Here is a 16,745-nt window from a genome sequence, read left to right as displayed (position 1 = left end):
CCTTACGACGCATGAACGACCCCGCCCGCGCGTCTTCGGCATGATGGTGATCGCAGGTACACTTGCCGCGTTTACATGGAGTTGAATGACGTATGTGCACCGCAGTCTTGCTTGATCCCGCGCGCCTCGATCGCCCGGATACCACGGTGCATCTGCAACCTTTCCCTTTCCTTGTGGCGCATGGGCAGTTGCCCGACGAGGCGCGCGGGGAACTGGCGCGCGATTTCCCGAACTATCCCAGCGCCGGCTTTTTTCCCTACGACCCTGGCGACTGCGGCCCGTCCATCAACGCGCTCGTCGAACAGATGACGGCACCGTCCTTTGCCAGCGCCGTCGGGCGCCGCCTGGGCATGGACAGGCTCGAGCAATACCCGACCCTGGTGACCATGTGTCGACTGCTGAACAAGCGCCACGGCACCATCCATACCGACAGCCGCTCGAAAGTGGTCACCGCGCTGCTTTACCTCAACCACAGCTGGCCGGACACCAGCAACGGCTGCCTGCGGTTTCTGAGCAAGATCGACGACATCGACGCGATGGTGGCGCCGGAACTGCCGCCGCTGTACGGCGAGTTCGCCGCGTTCAGGCGCTGTGACAATTCATTCCACGGCCACCTGCCGTACGAAGGCGAGCGGCGGGTGATCCAGGTTTCCTGGCTCACCAGCGAGAAGGAAAAGCAGCGCAAGACGCGGCGCGGAAAGTTCTCCCGCGTGTTCAAGAAAATCTTCGGCAAACTCGATACGCGTCTCGGCGCTGGACGCGATCGCAACGCCTCGCATCCGGACTGAGCAGCGCCCGTCAGCGACCTCAAGCGCTGGCGAAATGCCACGCCACATAGACGGCGAATACGCCGTAAAGCAGGCCCACCGGCCATAGCCAGCGCGCATCGACCGCACCGCGACGGAACAGCCTCCACAGGTAGACAATCGCAACGGCCGTCAGCACGCCGGACACGATCAGCGGCGTATCGAACATCCAGGGCGTGGCGAATATCGCCAGCGCGCTGGGGATGGTGGCCTGGATCATCATCGCGCCGGAAATGTTCGCCAGGGCCAACCGCTCCTTGCCCTGGCGCACCCAGATCAGCGCATTGACCGTTTCCGGCAGCTCGGTGGCGACCGGGCTCAGCACCAGCGCCACGAGATGCGGCGGCAGACCGAATGCCGCACCGATCGATTCCAGCTGGCTGACAAACACCCGCGACGCCACCGCGATCACCCCCAGTGCAGCCAACGTCTGCGCCACCACCCAACGCAACGCCGGCTCGGCGTGGCCTGGCCGGAACTTCAGCGGGTCCAGCGTTTCGTCATCCGGTGCGCTGTCGTCGCTGCGCATCTCGCGCCACACGTAAAGCGCGTACGCCGCCAGAAACAGCACGCCCAGGGCCGGTTTGAAGGCGAAGGCGAACAGCCCCAGGCCCACCTTGATCACGAAAATCGCCAGGAACCACGATTGGTCGCGGGCCAGGCGGCGGTGATCCACGCGGACGATCCGGTCGGCCCGCTGCAGGCGATGCCGGTTGAGCCACAGCGCCACGCCCACGACGGCATAGGCGATCGTGGCCAGCACCAGCGGCCCGCCCATGGCGGCGCCTACGCCGATATCGCGCGCCGAGGGTGTCTTGCCGAAGATGACGGCAACGAAGGTCACCGCGCTTTCCGGCAGCGCGGTACCGAAGGCGGCCAGCACGGTGCCGGTGGCGGTGGCCCCCAGGTCGAGCTTGCGCCCGAACCATTCCACACCGTTGACGAAGTATTCGCAGGCCAGATAGATGGCCAGCGCCGAAGCGAAAAACAGCACGCAGGTAAGCAGCATGATTACCAACAAAAGGCCGGGCGAGCGGAATACCGATGGCACAACGACACCGCTCGCCCGGCCGGGTAAGCATGTCGATGGCCAAAGGTCTCGCCGGGCAACACCGGCGCCAAGCGACGCCGGTGGCTGTTCGCACCATGGCGCCGGAGAACACGGCGACCAAGTCTGTTGATGCGAACGCCTCAGGGGGAACGAGGCTGGCTACTCCCCAATGACAACGCGCGCATCCTAGCGGCAGCGGGAGCAAGCCACAAGCCAGCGCGTCTCACGGCGCGCTTATCCGTGCTGCGCAGGCAGCTGGCGCGGCACGGCGATTACGTCGTCGATTGCCCAATGGCCCGCCGGGCGACTGCTCAGCCAGTGCGCGGCCTGCAATGCGCCGCGCGCGAAAATCGAGCGGTCCGTGGCGCGGTGGCCCAGCTCCACCCGCTCGCCCTGGCCGATCAGCAGCGCCGTGTGTTCACCCACGATGTCGCCGCCACGCACCACCGCAAAACCGATGCTGCCTTCGGTGCGCGGACCGGTCTGGCCTTCGCGGCTGTAGACGGCGGCCTGGTCGAGCGTGGTGTGGCGCGCCTCGGCGGCCGCGTGGCCGAGCGCCAGCGCGGTGCCCGAGGGCGCGTCCTGCTTGCGGTTGTGATGGGCCTCGACGATTTCCAGGTCCCAGCCCGGCAATGCCGCGGCGGCGTCCCGCAGCAAGCGCGTCAGCACCGCCACGCCCAGGCTGAAATTGGCGGCGCGCAACAAGGGGATGCGTTCCGCAGCCTGGTCCAGTCGGGCCTCCATGGTCGCGTCGAGGCCGGTCGTGCCACTGACCAGGGCGACGCCACGGGCGAGGCAATGGGTGAGCGCACCGTCCAGCGCGGCCGGCCCGCTGAAGTCGATCATCGCGTCCAGCGCCGGTGCATCGGACCACTCGTGCGCAAAGCGCAGCGCGGCACCGTGATGGATCGGTTGTCCATCGTCCGCCGAGCCCGGTGCCACTACCGCATGTACCAGTTCGAACCGCGGATCATCGCGAAGCAGCGCGAGGAGCGCGCGACCCATGCGACCGGAAGCGCCGTTGAGGCCGAGACGGATGGGTGGCGTCGTCATGTCGTGCGTCCTTGGCAGGTGATGGAAGGGATGAGGCGCGGCGCGCGATTACGAGGTTACCCGCGACCAGAACTGGCGCACGCCGTCGACCCAGGTCTTGGCGCGCGGCATGTGCTTCTCGCCATCGCCGTCGTCGAAGCTGGCCTCGAGCTGTTCCAGCAGTTCGCGCTGCTGGCGTGTCAATCGTACCGGCGTCTCGACGACGACCTTGCAGATGAGGTCGCCATGGCGGCCACTGCGCACGGACTTGACGCCGCGGCCACGCAGGCGGAACTCCTGCCCGGTCTGTGTTTCCGGCGGAATGCTGATCGCCACCTCGCCTTCGAGTGTCGGCACGGGCAGCTCGGCGCCCAGTGCCGCATGCGAAAACCGGATCGGCAGTTCGCAATACAGGTCGTTGCCGTCGCGCTGGAAAATGGCGTGTTCGCGCACGTGCACTTCCACGTACAGATCGCCTGCGGGGGCGCCGGCGGGCCCGGCTTCGCCCTGTCCGGTCAGGCGGATGCGATCGCCATTGTCGACGCCGGCGGGAATCTGCACCGACAACGTGCGCGTTTCCTCCAGGCGGCCCTCGCCGTGGCAGGGCTTGCACGGCTTCTCGATCGCCTGGCCGGTGCCGCCGCAATGCGGGCACGCCTGCTGGATCGAGAAAATGCCGTTCTGCATGCGCACCCTGCCGTGACCGCGGCAGGTCTTGCATTGGCTTACCTTGCCGTCTTCCGAGCCGGTGCCGTTGCAGTGATGACAGTTGACCTGGGTGGGCACCTCGATCTTGCGGCTCACGCCGAAGACGGCCTCTTCCAGGTCGAGCTCCATGATGTAGCGCAGATCCGCGCCGCGCCGCGGGCGACCACGGCCGCCGCCGCCAAAGATGTCGCCGAAGATGTCCCCGAAAATGTCGCCCACGTCACCGAAGCCGGCGCCGCCGCGGCCACCCATGCCGCCTTCGAAAGCCGCGTGGCCATGCTGGTCGTACATCGCGCGCTTGTGGCCGTCGGAAAGAACCTCGTAGGCCTCCTTGGCCTCCTTGAATTTCTCCTGGGCCGTGGGGTCGTCGGGACAGCGATCGGGGTGGTATTTCATCGCCAGCCGGCGAAACGACTTCTTCAACTCGACCTCGGTGACGGTGCGCTCGACGCCCAGCACCTCATAGTAATCACGCTTGCTCATTCATCTATCCGCAACCTGTTTGACCTTGCCATGCCCCGCCGACGGTGGGGCATGCCCCCGCTCAGCAAACAGCCCGCACCGCGGGAAAACCTGCGGCGCGGGCTGCATCAATCGGCGGCGCCGACTGCAGGACGATTATTTTTTCTCGTCGTCCTTGACCTCGGTGAACTCCGCGTCCACCACGTCGTCGGGCTGGGCGGAGCCACCGCCGGGGGCAGACTGGGCGCCGGCATCGGCAGCACCGCCACCTTGCGCGGCCGCGTGCAAGGCCTGCGACACCTGCTCCAGTTTCTCGATCTTCGATTCGATCGCGGCCTTGTCGTCACCGTCCTTGGCCTTCTCCAGGTCGGACAGCGCACCCTCGATCGTGCTGAGCTGATCCGACGGCACCTTGCCCCCATGCTCCTTCAGCGCGCTGCGGGTGGCGTGCACCAGCTGGTCGGCCTTGTTGCGGGTGGCGACCAGCTCGTGGAACTTCTTGTCCTCTTCCTTGTTGGCCTCGGCATCGGCAACCATCCGCGCGATCTCCTCGTCGGACAGGCCCGAGCCGGCCTTGATCTCGATCTTCTGCTCCTTGCCGGTCTTCTTGTCCTTGGCCGACACGTGCAGGATGCCGTTGGCGTCGATGTCGAACGTGACCTCGATCTGCGGCATGCCGCGCGGCGCCGGTTCGATGCCGGACAGGTCGAACTTGCCCAGCGACTTGTTGGCGCTGGCACGCTCGCGCTCGCCCTGCAGCACGTGCACGGTCACCGCGGTCTGGTTGTCGTCGGCGGTGGAGAAGGTCTGCGCGGCCTTGGTCGGCACGGTGGTGTTCTTCTCGATCAGCTTGGTCATCACGCCGCCCATCGTCTCGATGCCGAGCGACAGCGGGGTGACGTCCAGCAGCAGCACGTCCTTGACGGTACCGCCCAGCACGCCGCCCTGGATCGCCGCGCCAACGGCCACGGCCTCATCGGGGTTGACGTCCTTGCGCGGGTCCTTGCCGAAGAAGTCCTTCACCGCCTCCTGCACCTTGGGCATGCGGGTCTGGCCGCCAACCAGGATCACGTCGTTGATGTCCGAAACGCGCAGGCCGGCGTCGTTCAGCGCGGTGCGGCACGGCTCGATGGTGCGCTTGACCAGCTCCTCCACCAGCGACTCCAGCTTGGCGCGGGTCAGCTTGATGTTGAGGTGCTTCGGGCCGGACGCGTCGGCCGTGATGTACGGCAGGTTGACGTCGGTCTGATGGTTGGAGGACAGCTCGATCTTGGCGCGCTCGGCCGCATCCTTCAGGCGCTGCAGCGCCAGCGGGTCCTTGCGCAGGTCGATGCCCTGCTCCTTGTTGAACTCGTCGACCAGGTAGTCGATGACGCGCATGTCGAAGTCTTCGCCGCCCAGGAAGGTGTCGCCATTGGTGGCCAGCACCTCGAACTGTTTCTCGCCGTCGACTTCGGCGATCTCGATGATGGACACGTCGAAGGTACCGCCGCCCAAGTCGTACACGACGATCTTGCGGTCGCCGCCGCTCTTGTCCAGGCCGTAGGCCAGCGCCGCCGCGGTGGGCTCGTTGATGATGCGCTTCACTTCGAGGCCGGCGATCTTGCCGGCATCCTTGGTGGCCTGGCGCTGGCTGTCGTTGAAGTACGCCGGCACCGTGATCACCGCTTCGCTGATCGTCTCGCCGAGATAATCCTCGGCGGTCTTCTTCATCTTCATCAGCACCTTGGCCGAGATTTCCTGCGGCGCCATCTTCTTGCCGTCGGAGGTCTGCACCCAGGCATCGCCGTTGTCGTGCGCCACGATGCTGTAGGGCACCACGCCCAGATCCTTCTGCACCTCGGCGTCGCTGAACTTGCGGCCGATCAGGCGCTTCACCGCGTAGAAGGTGTTTTTCGGATTGGTGACGCTCTGGCGCTTGGCCGAGGCACCCACGAGCACTTCGCCGTCCTTGGTGAAAGCGACGATCGACGGCGTGGTGCGGTCACCCTCCGAATTCTCGATGACCTTGGCGGTGCTGCCGTCCATGACGGACACGCACGAGTTGGTGGTGCCCAGGTCGATACCGATGATCTTGCCCATGACTATGCTCCAAATTTTTCGGCGGTCCGCCGCCGCGACTGGTTTTCAGAATGGGGTTGCGACCTGTCGATTCAATGCCGGTCGCATTCCCGGATGTGTATGCCGATGATCTGCCCGGCCGGTTATTCGCTCTTGGCCACCGCCACCAGTGCGGGGCGCAGCAGCCGGTCATTGAGCACGTAACCCTTCTGCAGCACGCTCACCACGGTATTGGGCAGCGCGCCCGGCGCATCGACGATGCTGACCGCGTGGTGGCGCTCTGGGTCCAGCGTCTGGCCCAGGGGGTCTATCTGCACCAGGCCGTTGTTCTCGGCGATCTTCAACAGCGACTTCAGGGTGAGGCTGATGCCCTCCCGAACGGAGGCGACGTCACCGGTTTCCACCGCCAGGCCGCGCTCCAAGCCGTCATAGACCGGCAGCAATTCGTTCAGAAGTTTCTCGTTGGCGAAACGGCGCGCCTGGTCCAGATCGCGCTGCATGCGGCGGCGCTGGTTGTCCAGCTCGGCGTGCTCGCGCAGGTTGGCCTCGCGCAATTCGGCATTGAGCGCCTGCTGCTCGCTCAATTGCAGCTTCAACGTCTCGATCTCGGAATGGCCATTCTCGACATCGGGATTTTCGCCCTGCGCGTCGTGGGGTGCGTGGGGGTCGTTGTTGTGCATTTAGAAAACTCCAAAGCCTTGGCCATGGCCGGCATGGCGGCCAGCCGTCAGTGAATTCGCGGAAAACTCCGTCCCGCAGCGGTTATAAGGTCGTGGCGGCGCGATTCAAGGCGTCGCTGAGCAATCCGGCGGTGGCCTTTACCACCGGGATCACCCGTTCGTACGCCATGCGCGTCGGGCCGATGACGCCGACCGCGCCCAGCACCCTGCCCTGCGCGCCGTAACTGGCGGTGACGACGCTGCAGCCGTCCAGCGCGGACAAGCCCGATTCCTCGCCGATGAACAGCCGCACGCCCGGCGCACGGGCGCACACTTCCATCAGTTGCAGCAATTCGTTCTTCTGCTGGAAGGCGTCGAACAGCTCGCGCAGGCGCTGGACATCGGCCAGTTCGGAATAGGCCATCAGGTTGGTCTGGCCGCTGACCAGCACATCGTCGCCACCGGCCTGCGGCGCGAAGGATGCGGCCGCCAGCTCGACCGAACTGGCCAGCAGGCGATTGAGCTCGCTGCCGGTCTCGCGCAATTCGACCAGCAACTGGGCGCGGATGTCGTCCAGTCGAAGTCCGGCAAACTGGCTGTTGAGGTAATTGGCCGCCTGTTCGAGCTCATGGCTCGCCAGCGGCTTGGCGAGCTGCACGATGCGGTTCTGCACCTGGTTGTCGGTAAACACCAGGATCACCAGCACGCGCGCGTCCGGCAGCGCCACGAAGTCGATGTGGCGCAACGGGAAATCGGCCTGCCCCGGTACGCTGACCACACCGGCGAAACGGGTCATCGCCGACAGCAGGGTCGACACGTTGCCGAGCAGGTCGCGCGTGGTGGTGGGGCCGGGCGGAAGCTCGCGCTGCAGGCGGATCATGTCCTCGTGCGGCAACGGCTGCAGTTCGATCAGGCTGTCCACGAACAGGCGCAAGCCGCGCGGCGTGGGCACGCGGCCGGCCGACGTGTGCGGCGAGGCCACCAGGCCGGCGTCCTCCAGGTCGGCCATGATGTTGCGGATGGTCGCCGGGCTCACGTCCAGGCCGGACGACCGCGACAGCGTGCGCGACCCGACCGGCTCGCCATCGACGAGGTATTGCGCAATCAGCGTGCGCAGCAACCGCCGCGCTCGGGCATCGAGGTCGTGACCGTAAGGGTTGATCATGTGCTGTTGCAGTCCCTGAGACCGCATAGAAATAAGGTCTGCGTCCGCGCATTGCAAGAATGGGCGGGCCCGCGCGCCAAGGGGCACCGCCTGTGCGCTGGCAGCCTTTACAATCGCCCGACCCCCTCACGGCTTGGCTTATGCTCACCTCGCTCTATGTCCGCCAGTTCGCTGTCGTCGAAAAAGCCGAGATCGCGTTCGGTCCCGGCCTGACCGTGGTCAGTGGCGAAACCGGCGCCGGCAAGTCGCTGCTGGTCGACGCCCTGATGCTGCTGGCCGGCGCCCGCGCCGACAGCGCCATGGTGCGTGCCGGCAGCGACCGGGCAGAGCTGGCGGCGGAGTTCGACCTGGCAGCGTTGCCGCAGGCGCGCGCATGGCTGCAGCGCGAGGAGCTCGACGAGGATGGCGCCTGCCAGCTGCGCCGCGTCCTGCGCGCCGAAGGCAGCTCGCGGGCGTGGATCAACGGCCGCCCGGCCAATGCCCGGCAGCTGGGCGAGATCGCCGAGCTGCTGGTGGAGATCCACGGCCAGCATGAGCACCAGGCGCTGCTTTCGCGCAGCCACCAGATGGCCTTGCTCGATGCCTATGCCGGCCATGATCCACTGGTGGCGCAAGTGCGCGAGCTGGCCACGCAATGGCGCGAACTGGGCGCCCGCGTGCGTCGCCTCAGCGGCGGCGAGGATCGCGACCACCGCATCGAACTGCTGCGCCACGAGATCGCCGAGCTGGAAAAATGGGCGCTGCCCGCCGCCGCGCTGGCCGAGCTGGAAGCCAGCCACAAGCGGCTGGCCAATGCCGGCCGGCTCGCCGAAGGCGCTTCCGGCGTGGTGGACCTGCTCGATGGCGACGGCGAGTTCGCGCTGCGCCGGGCGCTGGGCCGGGCGCAGGCGGAACTGGGCAAACTCGCCACCCTCGATGAGCGGCTGGCGCCGCTGCTGGAACTGCTCGACAACGCGGAGATCCAGCTCGGCGAGGCCGTCGACGGGCTGGGCCGCTACGCGCAGGACGTCGATCTCGACCCGGACCGCTACGCCGAGGTCGACACCCATATCGCGCGCCTGCACGAACTCTCGCGCAAGCACCGCCTGCCCGTCGCCGAGCTGCACGCCAGGCTGGGCGAAATGCAGGCGGAACTCACCGAGCTGGAAGGCGCCGGCGATGCGCTGGACAAGCTCGACGCGCAACGCCGGCAGGTGCAACGCGAATACCGCGAGTGCGCCGATCGGCTCAGCCGTTCGCGCGCCGATGCCGCCATGCGGCTGGGCCAGGAAGTGGGCGCGCTGATGGGCGAGCTGGGCATGGCCGGCGGCGTGCTGCAGGTCGGGCTGGAGGCCGTCGCCGATACCGACCCGGACCCGCTCGGCCAGGAGCGCTGCGAACTGCTGGTCAGCGCCAACCCCGGCCAGCCGCCGCGGCCGCTGCGCAAGGTGGCATCCGGTGGCGAGCTGGCGCGCATCAGCCTCGCCATCGAAGTGGCCACCCTGGGCAACGATGCCGTCGGCAGCATGGTGTTCGACGAGGTCGACAGCGGGATCGGCGGTGCCGTGGCGGAGGTGGTGGGCCAGAAGCTGCGCGCGCTGGGCATGCAGCGCCAGGTGCTGTGCGTCACCCACCTGCCGCAGGTGGCGGCCCAGGGCCACGCGCATCTGCGCGTCAGCAAGCGCAGCGATGGTGATTCGACTTACACCCACATCGAGACGCTGGATGCCGCCGGCCGCCGCGACGAACTGGCCCGCATGCTGGGCGGCGTCGAGATCACCCGCGAAACCCGCGCACACGCCAGGCAGATGCTGGAGCGGGGCCAGACGGCCGAGAAATGACGCTCTGGACTCCGGGCGCCAGCGCGATCACGCCGTAACCCACCCTCCCCTGCGGTAACGACAGCCGAAAACCGCGATCAGCGCAGCTGGCTGTCCTTGCTGCCGCGGCGGTTGAAGATGGCCGTGCTGGCCTGCTCGCGGTCTTGCAGCTCCTGGCAGGCCACGCACAAGCGGACGCCAGGCACGGCCTTGCGGCGCGCCTCGGGGATTTCCACGTCGCATTCTTCGCAGCGCAACCGCCCCGGCCCCTTGCGCAGTTGCCTGCGCGCGCGCGACACGGCGTCATCGACCGTGGCGTCGATCTGATCCTGCACCGCGCCATCACCCGCCCAACCCGTTGCCATGATCGTCTCCTGCCCGCAGCAATGGCCCGAGGATAGCCAGCGGCCGATGAACACCGCGCGGATCACGGGTGAAGAACCCGCACCCCGGCGCGCATGCAGCAACCGTCTTCACAAGAGCTGTACGCCATCTTGTGCCGCGTTGGCCCACGGTGTCCGCCGTGCGGTCCCCGACCGCCCCGCCCCACGCCTGGAGATTCGCATGAAACGTCTTGCCCTTTGCGCTGCCGGCACCGCCTGCCTGTCGCTGGCCGTGGCCGGTTGCGGCCGCGATCAATCCGCGTCCACCGCGCCGGGCACGGCGCCCGCGTCCGCGGTGAGCGCACCAGCCACCGGCACCACCTCGTTGAAAGCGGTTTCCAGCCAACCGGTACTGGCGCGCGGCGATCAGGATTTCGTCGCCAGGGCAGCGGGCGACAACGGCTTCCAGATCGCGATGGGGAGGCTCGCGCTGAAAAAATCGCAAACGCCAGCCGTGCGCGAGCTGGCGCAACGGATCATCGACGACCACACGCGCATGAACAACGAGCTGGCCGATATCGCCACGCAGCGCGGCACCGCGCATGAATCCACGCCGGTGCCCGTGCAACGCGCCGAGCAGTTGCAGCACGACCTGGGCCGACTGGACGCCGCGGCCTTCGATCGCGCCTTCGCCGGCGCCATGGTCAACGACCACCACGACGCCATCGCGCTCTTCTCGAAAGAGGCCGGCCAGGGCCGGGACGCCGCCCTGCGCGCCTTCGCCCGCAAGGAACTGCCCGCCTTGCAGCAGCACCTGGCGATGGCCGAAGCGCTCAACAAGGTCCCTTGCCCGGCGCCAGCCGCAGCGCCGGCCAATAGCCCGACACGGGTCGCTTCGCGCATCGAACACACGGCGGGTGCGACGGTGGCCCTTCGTTGCGCGGCCCATGAGGCCGCTTTCCTATCGTCTTGCGGGAGACTCGACCATGCCATCGCAATCCATCACCACCACCGACCACGACGAGATCCGCGAATGGGTCGAACAACACGACGGCAAGCCCGCCTGTGTGCGCGGCACCGGTTCGGACCATGACGTCGGCATCCTGCGCATCGACTTTCCCGGCGGCGCCGGCGAAGACGAGCTCAGGCACGTCAGCTGGGACGAGTGGTTCGGCAAGTTCGACGCCAGCGGCGTGGCCTTTCTCTACCAGAAGGAAAAAACCGACGGCGACGACAGCACCTTCTTCAAGCTGGTGAGTGCCAAGGGCTGACGGTCATGCGCACGTCGCCCTTCCGGCGCCGCCAGGGCGCGCGCGTGGACTAGCCAGCGCGCGGCACCCGGCGCCGCTTCCACAGGTAGCCTGCGCCCAGCAACAGAAACCAGACGGGGCTGGCCAGCAAGGCTTCGCGCGTGTCGCCCTGCAGGGTCAGCAGGACAATGACGAAGGCGAAGAATGCCAGGCACACCCAGCACATCGCCACGCCGCCGGGCATCTTGTATTTCGATGCCTGGTGCAATTGCGGCCGCTTGCGGCGGTAGGCCATGTAGGCGCACAGGATCAGCGACCAAACGAACATGAAAAGTACCGCCGCCAGCGTGGTCACCAGGGTAAAGGCGGTGACCACGTCGGGGATCACGTAGACCAGGGTCGCGCCCAGCAGCAGGCAGAAGCAGGAAAACGCCAGACCCAGCGACGGCACCGCCGCGCGCGACAGGCGCCCGAAAATGCCCGGTGCGTGATCTTCCTGGGCCAGGCCGTAAAGCATGCGGCTGGTGGAGAAAATGCCGCTGTTGGCCGACGACGTGGCCGAGGTCAGCACCACGAAATTGATCAGGCTGGCGGCCGCCGGCACGCCGGCCAGCACGAACAATTCCACGAACGGGCTCTTGCCCGCCTCCACCAGATGCCACGGCGTCACCACCATGATCGCCAGCAGCGCCATCACGTAGAAGATGATGATGCGCACGGGAATCGAGTTGATCGCCTTGGGCAGGTTGCGCTCCGGGTCGGCCGTTTCGGCCGCGGTGGTGCCTACCAGTTCGATGCCCACGAAGGCGAACACCGCGATCTGGAATCCCGCGAAGAAGCCACCCAGGCCTTTCGGAAACACGCCGCCGTCGTTCCACAGATTGGCCAGCGACGCCTTGTTGCCCGTCGGCGACTCGAAACCCCACGCCACCAGCGCGAAACCGGTGACGATCAACGCGCAGATGGCCACGATCTTGATCAGCGCAAACCAGAATTCCATCTCGCCGAACAGCCGCACCGTGGTCAGGTTCAGCGTCAGCAGCAACAACACGCACAGCACGGCGGGAATCCACGGCGCCAATCCCGGAAACCAGTACTGCGCGTAGGCGGCGATGGCGATGACGTCGGCGATCGCTGTGATGACCCAGCAGAACCAGTAGGTCCAGCCGCAGAAAAAGCCGGCCCAGGGCCCCAACAGGTCGGTGGAAAAGTCGATGAAGGATTTGTAGCGCAAGTCCGACAGCAGCAGTTCGCCCATCGCCCGCATCACGAAAAACAGCATCACGCCGATGATCAGGTAGACCAGCACGATCGACGGGCCGGCCAGGCTGATGGTCTTGCCCGAGCCCATGAACAACCCGGTGCCGATGGCGCCGCCGATGGCGATCAATTGCAGATGCCGGTTCGACAGGCTGCGCCTCAGGTGATCGGGTTGCTCCGTCGATGCGCTCATGCAGCGGGCCTCTGGCGTTCAGGATGCGCAAACATAGAAGAAAGCCGGCGGCAAGGGAAATGGCGCACGGCCGGACGTTGGGCGCCAGCATGGCCGTGGCGCCGGCCATCGCCGTGTCTTCACGCGCGCCCCGCACACTGCGGGAACATGGCCGAACCGACATCCCCCCGCCACCGCATCCGCCTGCGCATCGGCTGTGCCGGCTGGTCGATCGCCACCGCGCAGCAAGCGCTGTTCGATGGCGGCGCCAGCCTGCTGGAGCGCTATGCCACGCGTTTCGATGCGGTGGAGATCAATTCGTCCTTCTACCGGCTGCACCGGCCGCAAACCTACGAACGCTGGGCCGCTGCGGTTCCGCCGGGTTTCCGTTTCACCGTGAAGATGCCGCGCGCCATCAGCCACCACGCGCGGCTGCGCAAGGCCGAGCCGCTGCTGGACGATTTTCTGGCCCAGGTGGCGCCGATGGGCCGCAAGCTTGGCTGCCTGCTGCTGCAACTGCCGCCCAGCCTGGCGTTTGACGCCCGGGTGGCCAATGCATTCTTTGCACGCCTGCGCGCACGCTGGACCGGCGGCGTGGCCTGCGAACCGCGACACGTCAGCTGGTTCGATGGCCGCGCCGATGATCTGTGGCCGCGCTACCGCCTGGCTCGCGTGGGAGCCGATCCCGCCCCCTGCCCCGCGGCGCGGCACGCCACCGGCGAACCCGGATTGCGCTACTGGCGCCTGCACGGCTCGCCGCGTACCTACTACAGCGCCTACGAAGACGATGCGCTGCGCGAGATGGCCGCGCGGATCGACGATGAAACGCCTGCCGGCGCCGAGGCGTGGGTGATCTTCGACAACACCGCGGGCGGCCATGCCATTCCCGATGCGCTGCGGCTGCAGCAGCTGATGACGGCACCGGTACGGGCCGAACAGACGCCGCCACGCGCGGCGCGCAAACGCTCGCGCGCCTGATCCCTCCCCCGCGCGGGGAAATCGCCCGAAGCTCTGCGCTTGCGATCTTTCACGATCTTTCCGCGCGAACGGTGCACGCCGATGCCGGCAGGATGGACGGGCCCGGCGGCTGCCGTTTGCTAGCCGCCGCGATGATGCAGCGGGCCGGGCACCTGCGAATCCTGCACCGGCTCCTCAAACGCGGGGGCGCGCTCCCAACCATGGACGCTGCGGCCACCATGGCGGTGCGACCGGCGACGCTCCTCGGCGATCAGTTGCTCCACCGACGGCCCCCTGGCGTGGCGTTCCAGTCGTCGCGCCTGATCGTCCAGTCGCTTCAGCGCGCCCAGTTCCTCATCGCGACCGAGCCGGGCGTTGCGCACGGCGGACTTCAACACGCCGATGGTGTGGTCGTAGACACGCGTGGGCACCGGGAACGGATGGCGATCCTTGCCGCCGTGGGCCAGCGAGAAACGCGCCGGATCGGTGAAGCGGCACGGCGCGCCGTGCAGCACCTCGGCCACCATCGCCAGCGCACGCACGGTGCGCGCGCCCACGCCCGGCACCTGCAGCAAGCCCGTGAAATCGCGCGGGCCGTTGTCCGCGGCGGCGGCCAGGTTGCCGTGCAGACGTCGTGTCACCACGTCGCTGCCGCGTACGTCGTGGTGATCGGGCATGACCAGGTGCGGCAGCAGGCCGAGCTGGAGTGGCGCGTCCACGCCGCCCGCACTGGCTGGCGGACGTGGCTTGCGCTGGCCCAGGCCACCTTCGATCCGCCCCAGCTCGCGCACGATGCCGTCCGGGCCCAGGGTCTGCAGCAACGCGACCTGGGCCTTGCGCGAGGCCAGCGCGCGGCGATCGGCCAGGTTCACGATGCGCCCCTGGCCCGGGCCGTCGACGGCGGCGTGCGGGTCGTCGACGAAGCTCTCAAGGTCTTCCGACAGCCAGTGGTAGCGGCGCGCCTGCTTGCGGTCGCCGTTCATGCCCTGCTGCACCACCACCCAATGCCCCTCGTCGCTGACGATGAAACCATGCAGATACAGGTCGAACCCGTCCTGTACCGCCGCGCTGTCCACCTTGGCCACCAATCGGCTGGCGGTGGCCAGCGCCGCGCCATCGAAACCCACGCGCTCGCCGATGGCCAGCAACTCGGCAGGCGTGGCGCGCGAATGGCGGCCGCGGCCGCCGCAGACGTGGATGCCCAGCTCGGCCGACATCGGCGCCAGCCCGCGCTTGAGCGCGCCGATGACGCTGGTGGTGATGCCAGATGAATGCCAGTCCATCCCCATCACCGCGCCAAACGACTGGAACCAGAACGGGTGCGCCAGCCGCCGCAGCAGCTCGTCGCGGCCGTACTCATGCACGATCGCCTCGGCCATCAGCGCGCCCAGCCGGGTCATCCGGTCTGCCAGCCAGCGCGGCACCCGGCCGCCGTGCAGCGGCAGGTCGGCGCTGCCGCCGCGGCGGGTCACCGCAAACGCCTCGTGCAGGGATGGCCGCGCATCAGTGGCTGGAACGCTCCGCCGCCAGGGCCAGCTGCGCGGCCGGGCAATGCAGCAGCGCCGAGCGTGCCAGCCAGGCCTGTTCGGGGTAATAGGCAAACACGAACTGGCCATCCTTCATCACGTCGATGATGGGACGCGCCACCGCGCTGCGCAGCGCGGGGCAACCCCAGCTGCGCCCCAGCCGGCCCATCGCCTGGTCGGCGGTGGCGTTCACGTAGTCGGCGCCGTGCATCACGATGGCGCGATCCATGGCGGCATCGTTGAAGCCCGGCTCCAACCCGTCCATGCGCAATGAGTAGCCGTTGCGGCCGATGTAGGTGTCGCCGGTGACGAACAGGCCCACGCTGGAGGCGTGGCTGCCGTCCTCATTGGAGAAATGCGTGGGCAGGTTGCCGCCGGAACCGCTGCCGTGCGCCACCCATTCCCGGTACAAGAGCCGGTGGCTGCGCAGGTCGAACACCCACAACCGGCGCTGCAGGGACGGCATGCTGTAGTCGATCACCGCCAACCGTTGCGCCGCCATCCCCACGCCGCTGGCCTGCGCGCATTGCACCGCCGCCAGGGCCAGCGACAACACCTGCGGATCGATCGCTGGCGCCACGCGCGCCAGGCGTTGCGCCGCTCCCGAATGCAGCCCGACCGAACGCACGGCCGGCTCGGTGCTGGCGGTCGACGCCGACGCGGCGCCGCAGGCGAGCGCGGTCAGCGCCAGCGCCGACATGAAGGTTTTCAAGGACATGGCGCCAGTCTAGCGGACGCGGGTTAACCCGGTGTTGGGACGTATTCCGCGAAACGGGCGCGACGCCCACCCATCCTGGCCAGGCGCCGCCGAAAGTCCGGCGTTACGGCCCGCCTATCCGGCCGTACGGATTGATCGGCCTGCTTTGCCACCAGTGTTTTTCCGGGCCGAGCACGCCGATCTCGAAATGCAGGTGCGGCGCATCGGCGCTGGCGTTGCCGCTGCTGCCCACGAAGCCGACAGGATCGCCCCGGCGCAGCCGCTGCCCCTCGGCCAGCCCCGGCGCGTAACGATCGAGGTGGGCGTAGTAGTAGACGACTTTCTGCTGTGGGCCAAACTGATAGACGGTGAGCCCGCCGCGCACGCTGTCAAACAGCTTCACCACCTCGCCGTCGTTCACCGCCACCACCGGCGTACCGCGGGGCGCCATGATGTCGATCGCGTCGTGCTCGCCTCGCGCCTGGCGCGCCAGGGTATACGTATCCACCAGATCGCCGGGCTTGACGCCCACCACCGGCATCAGCAGGCCGGAGATGGCGCTGGCGGGCAGATCCAACGTATCGGGCGTCGCTTGGACGACCGACGCCGGTGCGGCAGGCGGCAGCGCATCGCGCATGGCCGTGCTCGAGACCGGCGCGACAGTGGCCGCCGCCATCGGCGATGGTGGCGCGTCGGTGTTTGCCGTTTGCGGCGCGCTCTGCGCCACGACGGCGGGGATCGCCTTTTGCCCGCCCAGGTTCAGCATCGCCACCACGACGCACACCGCACCCAGCACGAATCCGATCAGCACTTTCAT

Annotated in this window: 16 protein-coding genes and 1 riboswitch; of the genes, 5 read left to right on the top strand and 11 right to left on the bottom strand. The window is 67.6% G+C overall.

The genetic code is table 11. The features are described 5' to 3' along the window. Positions 1-92: 92 nt before the first annotated feature. Positions 93-788, top strand: coding sequence for a 2OG-Fe(II) oxygenase (locus ABD017_RS15440; protein ID WP_343883665.1), 696 nt, complete (start codon positions 93-95; stop codon positions 786-788). A gap of 19 nt (positions 789-807) precedes the next feature. Here ABD017_RS15440 and ABD017_RS15435 read toward each other — a convergent pair whose 3' ends face one another. From ABD017_RS15435 to hrcA, 6 genes are all read right to left on the bottom strand, one after another. Beyond that, the gene (locus ABD017_RS15435) at positions 808-1,815 is read right to left on the bottom strand and encodes a sodium:calcium antiporter (protein WP_343883664.1); all 1,008 of its coding nucleotides are present in this window, start codon (positions 1,813-1,815) and stop codon (positions 808-810) included. Positions 1,816-1,915: 100 nt separating this feature from the next. Continuing rightward, positions 1,916-2,037, bottom strand: a riboswitch (yybP-ykoY riboswitch). Positions 2,038-2,091: 54 nt separating this feature from the next. Next, a complete protein-coding gene (gene dapB / locus ABD017_RS15430; protein WP_343883663.1) occupies positions 2,092-2,910 on the bottom strand; it encodes a 4-hydroxy-tetrahydrodipicolinate reductase in 819 nt (272 codons plus the stop codon). Positions 2,911-2,958: 48 nt separating this feature from the next. Beyond that, positions 2,959-4,080, bottom strand: coding sequence for a molecular chaperone DnaJ (gene dnaJ, locus ABD017_RS15425; protein WP_343883662.1), 1,122 nt, complete (start codon positions 4,078-4,080; stop codon positions 2,959-2,961). A 135-nt stretch (positions 4,081-4,215) separates the two neighbouring features. After that, a complete protein-coding gene (gene dnaK / locus ABD017_RS15420; RefSeq protein ID WP_343883661.1) occupies positions 4,216-6,141 on the bottom strand; it encodes a molecular chaperone DnaK in 1,926 nt (641 codons plus the stop codon). A gap of 122 nt (positions 6,142-6,263) precedes the next feature. Then, positions 6,264-6,800 (bottom strand): nucleotide exchange factor GrpE, encoded by a 537-nt coding sequence (gene grpE / locus ABD017_RS15415; protein ID WP_343883660.1) that lies wholly within the window; start codon positions 6,798-6,800, stop codon positions 6,264-6,266. An 82-nt stretch (positions 6,801-6,882) separates the two neighbouring features. Next, the gene (gene hrcA / locus ABD017_RS15410) at positions 6,883-7,944 is read right to left on the bottom strand and encodes a heat-inducible transcriptional repressor HrcA (RefSeq protein WP_343883659.1); all 1,062 of its coding nucleotides are present in this window, start codon (positions 7,942-7,944) and stop codon (positions 6,883-6,885) included. A gap of 140 nt (positions 7,945-8,084) precedes the next feature. On the opposite strand from hrcA, the gene recN reads away from it, so the two are divergent. Then, positions 8,085-9,764: a DNA repair protein RecN gene (gene recN / locus ABD017_RS15405; protein WP_343883658.1), complete on the top strand. Its 1,680-nt coding sequence runs from the start codon at positions 8,085-8,087 to the stop codon at positions 9,762-9,764. A 77-nt stretch (positions 9,765-9,841) separates the two neighbouring features. Here recN and ABD017_RS15400 read toward each other — a convergent pair whose 3' ends face one another. Next, positions 9,842-10,108: a DksA/TraR family C4-type zinc finger protein gene (locus tag ABD017_RS15400; RefSeq protein ID WP_343883657.1), complete on the bottom strand. Its 267-nt coding sequence runs from the start codon at positions 10,106-10,108 to the stop codon at positions 9,842-9,844. On the opposite strand from ABD017_RS15400, the gene ABD017_RS16800 reads away from it, so the two are divergent. Next, positions 10,107-11,159, top strand: a complete 1,053-nt coding sequence (locus tag ABD017_RS16800) for a DUF4142 domain-containing protein (protein WP_425543747.1) — start codon at positions 10,107-10,109, stop codon at positions 11,157-11,159. The two genes, ABD017_RS15400 and ABD017_RS16800, sit on opposite strands and share 2 nt — an antisense overlap. Then, on the top strand, positions 11,053-11,337 hold the full coding sequence (locus tag ABD017_RS15390; protein WP_343883655.1) for a hypothetical protein: 285 nt from the start codon (positions 11,053-11,055) through the stop codon (positions 11,335-11,337). The genes ABD017_RS16800 and ABD017_RS15390 overlap by 107 nt, the downstream gene beginning before the upstream one ends. A gap of 49 nt (positions 11,338-11,386) precedes the next feature. Here the strand turns inward: ABD017_RS15390 and cycA are convergent, their stop codons facing one another. Continuing rightward, positions 11,387-12,769 carry a D-serine/D-alanine/glycine transporter gene (gene cycA / locus ABD017_RS15385; RefSeq protein ID WP_343883654.1) on the bottom strand — a complete coding sequence of 461 codons (1,383 nt, stop codon included), beginning with the start codon at positions 12,767-12,769 and terminating at the stop codon, positions 11,387-11,389. A gap of 147 nt (positions 12,770-12,916) precedes the next feature. Here cycA and ABD017_RS15380 point away from each other — a divergent pair, with 147 nt between their 5' ends. Beyond that, the gene (locus ABD017_RS15380) at positions 12,917-13,726 is read left to right on the top strand and encodes a DUF72 domain-containing protein (RefSeq protein WP_343883653.1); all 810 of its coding nucleotides are present in this window, start codon (positions 12,917-12,919) and stop codon (positions 13,724-13,726) included. 119 nt (positions 13,727-13,845) lie between these two features. Here the strand turns inward: ABD017_RS15380 and ABD017_RS15375 are convergent, their stop codons facing one another. The 3 genes from ABD017_RS15375 to ABD017_RS15365 form a co-directional block, all read right to left on the bottom strand. Next, positions 13,846-15,195, bottom strand: coding sequence for a DUF763 domain-containing protein (locus ABD017_RS15375; protein ID WP_425543752.1), 1,350 nt, complete (start codon positions 15,193-15,195; stop codon positions 13,846-13,848). Between the two features lie 13 nt (positions 15,196-15,208). After that, a complete protein-coding gene (locus tag ABD017_RS15370) occupies positions 15,209-15,949 on the bottom strand; it encodes a murein L,D-transpeptidase catalytic domain family protein (protein WP_425543746.1) in 741 nt (246 codons plus the stop codon). Positions 15,950-16,052: 103 nt separating this feature from the next. Further along, positions 16,053-16,745: a M23 family metallopeptidase gene (locus ABD017_RS15365; RefSeq protein WP_343883651.1), complete on the bottom strand. Its 693-nt coding sequence runs from the start codon at positions 16,743-16,745 to the stop codon at positions 16,053-16,055.

Source organism: Rhodanobacter caeni (assembly GCF_039523575.1).
Taxonomy (GTDB): Bacteria; Pseudomonadota; Gammaproteobacteria; order Xanthomonadales; family Rhodanobacteraceae; genus Rhodanobacter; species Rhodanobacter caeni.
Note: the sequence above shows the minus strand (reverse complement) of the source record. Positions and strands in the feature narration are given on the sequence as shown.